This is a genomic window from Pseudomonas tehranensis (assembly GCF_014268615.1).
GTDB classification, from domain to species: domain Bacteria; phylum Pseudomonadota; class Gammaproteobacteria; order Pseudomonadales; family Pseudomonadaceae; genus Aquipseudomonas; species Aquipseudomonas tehranensis.
Genome location: NZ_JABWQV010000266.1, coordinates 1 through 6395, shown reverse-complemented (window position 1 = coordinate 6395; position 6395 = coordinate 1). Strand labels below are relative to the sequence as shown.

The 6395-nt window shown below is 61.3% G+C and carries 7 protein-coding genes and 1 pseudogene; 5 read left to right on the top strand and 3 right to left on the bottom strand.

The genetic code is table 11. From position 1 onward, the window contains the following. The first annotated feature begins 161 nt into the window (after positions 1-161). Complete coding sequence (locus tag HU811_RS23610) at positions 162-443, top strand: hypothetical protein (RefSeq protein ID WP_186658378.1); 282 nt, start codon at positions 162-164, stop codon at positions 441-443. Between the two features lie 207 nt (positions 444-650). On the opposite strand, the gene HU811_RS23605 is transcribed toward HU811_RS23610, so the two are convergent. Beyond that, positions 651-1817 carry a 1-acyl-sn-glycerol-3-phosphate acyltransferase gene (locus HU811_RS23605; protein ID WP_092402471.1) on the bottom strand — a complete coding sequence of 389 codons (1167 nt, stop codon included), beginning with the start codon at positions 1815-1817 and terminating at the stop codon, positions 651-653. Positions 1818-1957: 140 nt separating this feature from the next. Here HU811_RS23605 and HU811_RS23600 point away from each other — a divergent pair, with 140 nt between their 5' ends. Genes HU811_RS23600 through HU811_RS23590 form a run of 3 tightly spaced genes read left to right on the top strand, consistent with a single transcriptional unit; the run spans position 1958 to position 3072 of the window. After that, complete coding sequence (locus HU811_RS23600; protein WP_047229423.1) at positions 1958-2140, top strand: CPXCG motif-containing cysteine-rich protein; 183 nt, start codon at positions 1958-1960, stop codon at positions 2138-2140. Positions 2141-2152: 12 nt separating this feature from the next. Then, positions 2153-2413 carry a putative signal transducing protein gene (locus tag HU811_RS23595; protein ID WP_092402466.1) on the top strand — a complete coding sequence of 87 codons (261 nt, stop codon included), beginning with the start codon at positions 2153-2155 and terminating at the stop codon, positions 2411-2413. Between the two features lie 35 nt (positions 2414-2448). Beyond that, positions 2449-3072 (top strand): SOS response-associated peptidase, encoded by a 624-nt coding sequence (locus HU811_RS23590; RefSeq protein ID WP_047229424.1) that lies wholly within the window; start codon positions 2449-2451, stop codon positions 3070-3072. A gap of 107 nt (positions 3073-3179) precedes the next feature. Here the strand turns inward: HU811_RS23590 and HU811_RS27830 are convergent, their stop codons facing one another. Both HU811_RS27830 and HU811_RS27825 read right to left on the bottom strand, forming a co-directional pair. Beyond that, on the bottom strand, positions 3180-3923 hold the full coding sequence (locus HU811_RS27830) for a methyl-accepting chemotaxis protein (RefSeq protein ID WP_437179502.1): 744 nt from the start codon (positions 3921-3923) through the stop codon (positions 3180-3182). Positions 3924-4037: 114 nt separating this feature from the next. After that, positions 4038-4232 (bottom strand): annotated as a pseudogene (locus tag HU811_RS27825) (HAMP domain-containing protein); the annotation flags it as partial. Positions 4233-5534: 1302 nt separating this feature from the next. Between HU811_RS27825 and HU811_RS23580 the strand changes: the two are divergent. Further along, positions 5535-6350 (top strand): M48 family metallopeptidase, encoded by an 816-nt coding sequence (locus tag HU811_RS23580; protein WP_047229426.1) that lies wholly within the window; start codon positions 5535-5537, stop codon positions 6348-6350. The last annotated feature ends 45 nt before the right edge of the window (positions 6351-6395 follow it).

The following is a 6395-nucleotide window of genomic DNA, read 5'->3' as shown; positions in this document are numbered from 1 at the left end:
CAGCGGGAGCAAGCTCCCTCGCCACAAAGGAACATGGCATTGCAGGGCAAGGGGATCGTTATTGGTCGGAAAAAGTGCGGTAGGGGCGCAGGCTTTCGGTAGAATTCACGCCGTTCGTAGGTCCCGGACGCGTCCTGTCCGTTTATTGCTCGAGGTTCGTGATGTCGCTGCATTTGTTTTCGTTGTTCGCTGCTCACCCCGCCAAACTGATCAACCTGCTGGCATTGTTGTTTGCCTGCCCGGGCGGTTGGGTGCTGCATGCCACACGCCGCCGTGAACAACGGGCGCGGGCCTGCCTGGAAGCGCGTAATCGCGAAGGCAACGAGCGATTCGAAGCGCTGCTGGATCTGGCGACCCAGCGCATGAACCGGTTTTTCTATCGTTTTGGTTTTGCTTGCCTGGGCCTGGCGTTGCTGGTGTCTTGGATCAGCACGCAGTTCTGATGAAATAGCCCGTGGCGAGGGAGCTTGCTCCCGCAGGGCTGCGCCCTGTAGGAGCTGACGAGTGCAACGAGGCTGCGATCTTCCCCCAGGCACGAACCCCAAACGAAAGATCAAAAGATCGTCCGAACGCGGCCCGAGCCTTCGGCAGCCCCTACACAAACCCAGCGAGAGTAAGCCGCCTCGTCACAGGGAACCGGTGTCCATCGCTTAAAGCGCCAACCCCGCCTTGACCCGATACTGATTACGCACCGGCGTCGCATATTGCAGCACCAGGAATGGCCGGTGCTCCGCCGGGCAAGCGTCCAGTCGGCGTTGCCATTCCTCCTGGGCCTTGGCCAGTTCATCGGCGTCGAATACCTGGGCCGCTGTCGGCACCTGCAACTGCGGGTCGGCGTCGGTCCATTGGGCGTAAGCCAGGTAATGCACCGGGAACAGACGGTAGCCGCCGAGAATCTGCCGATCCATTTCCTGAGCCAGTTGCTTGGTGTCCTCGAACAGCTCGGTGATCGGCGCGGCGAAGTTCACGTGGACCCGACCCTTGTAGCCGGTAATACCCTTGGCGATGCTCACGTCGTCCTCGCCCGGCGCCTTGGTGTAGGTGCCGGTGGTGGCGCGGATGTACAGCTCGCGGGCCTTGGCCTGGTCGCACGGGTCGTATTCGTAGCTGATGGACACCGGCGTGAGGTTCAGCGACTGGATGACCTCGCCGAACGGCTCGTCCTTGCGGCTCATGTGAAACATCTTGAGGATCGCCGATTCGGTGCGGTCGTCACCGTCCTTGGCCCGTCCTTCGGCCTGGGCAATCCAGATCGAGGCGCAGTCGTTGCGGATCGAGTGATTGATGTAGGCCGAGAGCAACTGGTACGCGGCCATTTTTTCCCGCCGTCCGGTGATGGAGCGGTGCACGATGAAGCTTTTGTTCAGGCGCATTAGATCGCTGACAAAGGGCTTCTGCAGCAGGTTGTCGCCGATGGCGATGCGTGGCGTCGGCAAGCCGGCGTGGTACACGGCGTAGTTGACGAAGGCCGGGTCCATCACGATGTCGCGGTGGTTGGCGATGAACAGGTACGCGCTACCGGATTTGAATTGCTCCACCCCGGTGTAGGTCACGCCATCGGTGGCACGCTCAATCGTGTGGTCGACATAGAACTCCACTTTGTCCTGCAAAGTGGCGACCGATGTCACGCCGGCGAACTCACGGCGCAACCTTTGCGCTATAAGAGGCTTGAGCATCCAGCCCAAAGCCCCGGCCAGGCGTGGGAAGCGGAAGTGGGTGAGGATATCTAGAAACGCCTTGTCGCCGAGCAGCCGTGCCAGCACCGCTGGGACTTCGCTGTCGTCGTAAGGTCGGATGGCATCGAATTCGCCCATCATGCTCTCTTGTAGGAAACGGCTAGGGTAAGTAAAGGTTCGATCGAAAAAACCGACAGGGCACGGCCTGAAAGATCAGCCAGACAAAAATAGCCCTGCAAATAGACCGGCGATTATACGCACAAGTCACCCGGGAGACCGCGATGCTGGAAACCGCTCCGTATGAATGTCCGTATTGTGGTGAGGAAGTCGAAACGTTGGTGGACCTGTCCGGCGGCGATCAGACCTATATCGAGGACTGTCAGGTCTGTTGCCGACCGATAACATTTGTCCTGCAGGTCCACGATGAAGAATGGCATCTGGAAGTCTTCAGTGAAAACGAATGATGGGGGCCGTCCATGCAGCGAATCTACGAGCTGGAAAACCTGATGGAAGGCGAACTGCTCCAGGGCATGCTCGCCAGTGAAGGTATCACCGCCCACTTGGTGGGCCGTGACCTGGTGGGCGGTGCGGGAGAGTTGCCGATGCATGGCCTGCTGGGGCTGGCAGTGGAGGACGACCAGGCGCAATACGCCCGGGAGCTGATCGCCGCCTACAATGCCGCGCTGCCATTGCCCGGCGATGAGCCGGACAGTTACCCCGGCACATTGGTCTGTTAGGCTGGCGACCGTTTGATCAAGAGTCGTGTTGCCCCATGTGTGGACGTTATGCCCTGTTTCGCTGGAACCCCGCCTTCGCGGCCTTGCCCGGCTTCCCCGCCGACCAGAAGGCCCAATGGAATATTTCGCCCAACGATTCGGTGCTGATGCTACGCGCCGGCGCTGAGGGGCAGCGCGAACTGGCCCGGGCCCGCTGGGGCCTCACGCCGCCGTGGCTGACCGACCTGTCCCGTACTCCGGCTCACGCCCGGGCCGAAACCGTGGCCGAGCAGCCCATGTTTCGTGAGGCCCTGCGCCTGCGCCGCTGCCTGCTGCCGGCCAACGGCTTCTATGAATGGCGCGGTGGTACGCGCAAACGCCCTTACTGGTTGACGCCGGGTGAGGGCTCTTCGTTGTTTTTCGCCGCGATCTGGGAAGCCTATCCCGTGCAGGAACAGGTGTGGCTGAGCACCGCCGTCATCACCCAGCCAGCGGCGGGGCAGCGCCGGCCGTTGATTCTGGATGAAGAGGGCCAGCGCCTGTGGCTCGATCCCGAGACGCCCTTGCATGTATTGCAAGGCTTGCTGGCCAGTGAACCGGCGGCATTGCGCGAGCGGGTGCTGGCCAACATGGTCAATGATCCGAAGCTCAATGGGCCGGAGTGCCTGACGCCGGCTTGAGTGTTGAGGCGTCTGTGCTGGCCTCATTGCGAGCAGGCTCGCTCCCACGGTGAGCTCACCGCCAATCCCTTGTGGGAGCGAGCCTGCTCGCGATGGGGGCCTTTGGATCAGACCTTGAACTGATTGATCAACCGCCGCTGCTGCTCCGCCAGTTTGGTCAAGTCCGCACTGGCCGCGCTGGATTCGTCCGCGCCGCCCGCCACTTCATTTGCCACCTGCCCGATGTTGATCACGTTACGGTTGATGTCATCGGCCACCGCGCTTTGTTCCTCGGCGGCGCTGGCGATCTGGGTGTTCATGTCGTTGATCACCGACACCGCCTGGGTGATGGTCTCCAGGGCCTGGGCCGCTTTCGCTGCGTGCTGCACGCTTTCGTCAGTGCGGTGCTGGCTGTCTTCCATCACCCGCACCACATCCCGGGTGCCTTGTTGCAACTGTTGGATCATCGTCTGGATTTCTTCAGTGGCCTGCTGCGTTTTCTGCGCCAGGTTGCGCACCTCATCGGCCACCACCGCAAATCCACGCCCCTGTTCACCGGCACGAGCCGCTTCGATGGCCGCGTTGAGCGCCAGCAGGTTGGTCTGTTCGGCGATCCCGCGGATGGCGATGAGAATTGCGTTGATGTTCTCACTGTCCTTGGCCAGAGCCTGCACCACGCTCACGGCCTTGCCGATTTCCACGGCCAGGGCGCCGATGGAGCTGGAAGTGTCCCGCACGATCTGCATGCCCTGGCTGGCGGCCTGGTCTGCGTGACCAGCGGCTTGGGCGGCCTGGGTCGCGTTGCGGGCCACGTCCTGGGCGGTGGCGGTCATCTCGTGCACGGCGGTGGCGACCTGATCGATCTCCACCATTTGCTTGTGCACGCCCTGGTTGGTGCGGATGGCGATGTCGGCAGTGTGCTCCGAGGAATCGCTGACGCTCTGCACCGAGGTGACGACTTGGGTGATCATCCCTTGCAACTTGCTCAGGAAGGTATTGAAGCCCTTGGCGATTGCGCCCAGTTCATCCGCGCGGTCGCTCACCAGACGACGGGTCAGGTCGCCTTCGCCCTGGGCGATGTCATCGAGCATCGCCACCATTTGCTTGAGGGGGCGGGCAATGCCGTGGGCCACCAGCCAGATCACCAGAAGGCCGATGCCGGCAATCACCAGGCCCACCATGGCCATGCCGAAGATGTCGGTCTGGCGTTGCGCGTCCAGGTCTTTCTGCAACGCTTGCAGTTCGGCCATCACCGCATTGAGCGGCAGTTGCAGCATCAGCGTCCAACGGGCTTCGGTCTCACCGATGCCGAACGGCATGTACACCTCGATGTGCCCATGGGCTTCATCGACGTCGTAACGCACCTGGCCGACGCTGAGCTTGGACAGGTTGTCCAGCTCATTAGCGTCCAGCAGGTCGCTGGCCTTCTCTCCCAGTTTGGACGGGTCCTTCGTGAAGGCCACCAAGCGGTTATTGCTGGAGAGCAGCGCCATTTCCCCGGCGCCCTCATACAGCTGGCGGTCGGCAGCGACGAGCATGTCCTGGATGAAGTTCACCGACAAGTCGGCGCCGACGATGCCCTGGAACTGGCCATCGACCATGATTGGTTCGATGAACGAGGCGAGCATGGTCATGGTATTGCCGACGCGATAAGGCGCCGGGTCGATCACGCAGGCTTTCTTGCTGTCCCGCGAGCACAGGTAGTACTCACTGGCGCGAATACCGGTGGACAGCAGTTTCTGGTCCGTCACATCGGCGAGCTTTTCCAGGCCCAGGGTGCCGTCCTGGTTGCGAAACCACCAGGGCAGGAAGCGCCCATCGGTTTCCATGCCCAGCACCGGGCTGTTCACGTAATTGGCGTCATCGTGGTCGATGGCGTTTGGTTCCCAGGCGATGTAGGCGCCGAGAATCTTCGGGTTGCGCACCACGGTTTCGCGCAGCAGGCTGATCATCTGCTCGCGGGGCACCTTCAATTGCGCGTTGCCGTCCGTGCCATTCATACCCATCAAGGCATTGGTGGTCGCCAGGCCCCGGGCAAGCAGCAGAGGCGCCTCCAGTTCCCGCTGGATCAGGCTCGCCTGGGTGCGGGCCAGCGCGTCGAGGCGTTGTTCGATCAGATGCTCGAACTGCGCCTTGGTCCGCTGTTGCACCATCTCCTGGGTGCGGGCGCCGGCAAACAGCGCGTACAGCACCAGGGCGCCGACCACACTGAGGATGATGGCGCCGGCCAGAGCGGCCACGGAAAACTGGATCGATTTGAATTTCATAAAGGCTCCGGACGCGGGAATGACGTCTGAGCCTGTATCGGCGTTTCTTTGGCCCGGCATGAGGCGCTGTTCGTCGGATGACTGTTTTGGCTTTATGGGTGTCGTAAATGGACTGGAGTAGGGTCTGTCTGAAAAAACTGTAATCCCACGCTATGTATCTGGCGCCGATACAAATCAGCGCCTAGGATACGCCCACGTTTCCAGGGAGCTTCTTACATGAACAAGATATTGATGGTGAGTGCACTGAGTGTGGGCTTGCTGCTTGCCGGTTGCCAGTCGGTCAACACCACCAGCGGCGGAGCCGTGGGCGTGGAGCGCAAGCAATACATGTTCAGCATGCTGTCCACCGACCAGGTCAATCAGATGTATGCCCAGTCCTACCAAAAGACCATGGGCGAAGCGAGCGCCAAGGGTGTATTGGACAAGACGAGTAGCGATGCCAAGCGCGTCCAGGCCATTTCCAGTCGGCTGATCGCTCAGGCACCGGTGTTCCGCCCGGATTCGGCGCAATGGAACTGGGAAGTGAATCTGATCAAAAGCGATGAGCTCAACGCCAGTTGCGGCCCCGGCGGCAAAATCATTTTCTACACCGGTTTGATCAACAAGCTCAAGCTCACTGACGATGAAATCGCCGCGATCATCGGCCATGAAATCGCCCACGCCTTGCGCGAGCACGGCCGCGAAGCAATGTCCAAGGCCTACGGCATCGAAATGGCCAAGCAGGGCGCCGGTGCATTGTTCGGTCTGGGCCAGGACAGCCTGGCGTTGGCCGATACCGTGGCCAACTACGGCATGACCCTGCCCAACAGTCGCGGCAATGAGAACGAAGCTGACCTGATCGGCCTGGAACTGGCCGCTCGTGCCGGCTACGACCCGAATGCCGCGATCACCTTGTGGAACAAAATGGCCAAGGCATCGGAAGGCGCGCCGCCGGAGTTCATGAGCACCCACCCGTCGTCCAGCAGCCGGATCGCTTCATTGCAGGCGGCGATTCCGAAGGTAATGCCGCTTTATCAGCAAGCCCGGAAATAAGTATTAAGGCTGTTTCTTTGTGGCGAGGGAGCTTGCTCCCGCTGG